The following is a 1,840-nucleotide window of genomic DNA, read 5'->3' as shown; positions in this document are numbered from 1 at the left end:
TATTCGGTGTTGGCATAGACATTTTCCGCCCGCAAGATTTCACGCTCAAACGTGCCAAATTTTCTCCGGCGGCGGCTTATCAAAATCAATTTGACTAATGATGTTAGTCTGAACATTCGAGCGAGCTAATAAACTGTTGTAGTTAATCCGCTTGGTTTTTGTCTTATCGATGTAAACATAAGTACAAAAAATCTTTAATAGCATCGATTTGAGCTTGCGTTTTTAACTCAAAGCCTTGAAATAAAAACGGTGTTTCTAGCCAAGGGCGGTCTAACTCAACAACATACATGCCTATGGTAAGCTGACTAACCGGCGTATACACTTTTTCAGTCGAAAAATACTCATATTTTGAGCCAGCCTCATCCTTTCGCTTACCGAAAGGCCAAAACTTTTTAAGAAACATAAGTATTCTCCCAAAGCCTACCATCACAGATGATAGTGTCTTTAGGTGCAAAATTTAGACTCAACATAAACCTAGCCAGACACCCTTTTAAATGTATGTAACAACTATAGTTGTAGTTGCTGGTTAACACAAACCTATCCTGTGTGTATTAAGAAAAAACGTGACCTAACTAGCATTCTTACACTTATAACCTTAACTTATCTTGCTCAGCAATGGCGCTGACATCCACACCGTCAGCAAAATGCTGCACACGGCCTGTTTGCATATCGATTAAAAAGTTATTGAAGGAGCGCCCATGCAAGCGATTTTTTAATTTGATTTTGCAATCGTATAACGGTAGCAAGCGCAGCATATAGATTTCCCGATTCGCCTGTTGATTCAGCCAAGACTCAGCAGCATGAAAATTTTTATTGGTAAATAATACCGCTTGTCCTTCAGCCCAATCATCTAACACAAATTCATCGGCATAATAATCACGTGCTAAATCCGTACTGGTTTTATAGTTTTGTAATAACTCTTGATAAACATCACTGCTGATAAAGGCTTGCATATCAGCATCACTGATTTTATCCGCATCAATATAGCCATTTGCATCGAGATTATCTGGGTTGGTTTGAAAAAACTGCAGCATAATCTTTAGCAATACATTACCGGGTACTTTTAACTTACTTTTGGCTTCCGGCAATATTTTTAAGCGTCCGCCGTTGTCAGCATTTAACGCTATCAGCGGAATATAAATCGTCAAATCACTTTCGGTTTCGTAAAAATGGTGAAAATTAGGAATATCTGAATGAATATCGGTAAATGACTTATGTAAGTAATCATTGCCTAAATAAATATCATAAGATGCGATTAAATAACGGGTTTTAAAAAACCTAAGCAAAACCCTGCGCTAATAACGCTTGGCAAACCGGCTCGATAAATACTTGTTCAGTATGCACGGCTTTACTGTAAGCGTTACTATAAAGTTTATGCACCATTTTCTCTGAATACTGCGGTAACCATTTAAACAATAAGCCTATTAATCGGCCTTCTAAGGATGCTTGATGCTCGTTTTTCTTAAAATACTGAGGATAATCGTTACGATTTTCCGGAATTTGTTGATAATGTGCTTTCATTGCCGTAACCAGCTCAGCATTTAAATATGTTTGAGTGTTGATATAGCCTTTCGTGTAATACTCGGTAAAGTATTCATTATTTAATATATTCAACATAAGCGATTCTCCTGAGTAACCATTAACAAGGATTATAGTCAATCTACAACTAATGTTCTGCCGCACTAAAGTGGGCTATTATAGCGATGAACACCCGATCTTTTAACCCATATCTAAACCAACTTGAGCTACAAACTTTAGCAGGGACAGGGTATTTAGGGTGCAGGTGTTGGCAGCAGGGATGCTGCCACCAAGCCTACAGGGACGTATTTACGGCGCCTGC

3 protein-coding genes are annotated in these 1,840 nt (G+C 38.3%); all 3 read right to left on the bottom strand.

What is annotated here, in order from left to right; translation table 11 throughout:
- Nucleotides 1-163: 163 nt before the first annotated feature.
- The 3 genes from VZ94_RS21090 to VZ94_RS21080 all read right to left on the bottom strand — a co-directional run bounded on the left by VZ94_RS21090 (nucleotide 164) and on the right by VZ94_RS21080 (nucleotide 1,617).
- Nucleotides 164-403: a DUF3391 domain-containing protein gene (locus VZ94_RS21090; RefSeq protein WP_045780757.1), complete on the bottom strand. Its 240-nt coding sequence runs from the start codon at nucleotides 401-403 to the stop codon at nucleotides 164-166.
- Nucleotides 404-587: 184 nt separating this feature from the next.
- Nucleotides 588-1,286, bottom strand: a complete 699-nt coding sequence (locus tag VZ94_RS21085; RefSeq protein ID WP_045780756.1) for a hypothetical protein — start codon at nucleotides 1,284-1,286, stop codon at nucleotides 588-590.
- Complete coding sequence (locus tag VZ94_RS21080) at nucleotides 1,279-1,617, bottom strand: hypothetical protein (RefSeq protein WP_045780755.1); 339 nt, start codon at nucleotides 1,615-1,617, stop codon at nucleotides 1,279-1,281. The genes VZ94_RS21085 and VZ94_RS21080 overlap by 8 nt, the downstream gene beginning before the upstream one ends.
- Between the last annotated feature and the right edge of the window lie 223 nt (nucleotides 1,618-1,840).

Source organism: Methylocucumis oryzae (genome assembly GCF_000963695.1).
Lineage (GTDB): Bacteria > Pseudomonadota > Gammaproteobacteria > Methylococcales > Methylomonadaceae > Methylovulum > Methylovulum oryzae.
Note: the sequence above shows the minus strand (reverse complement) of the source record. Positions and strands in the feature narration are given on the sequence as shown.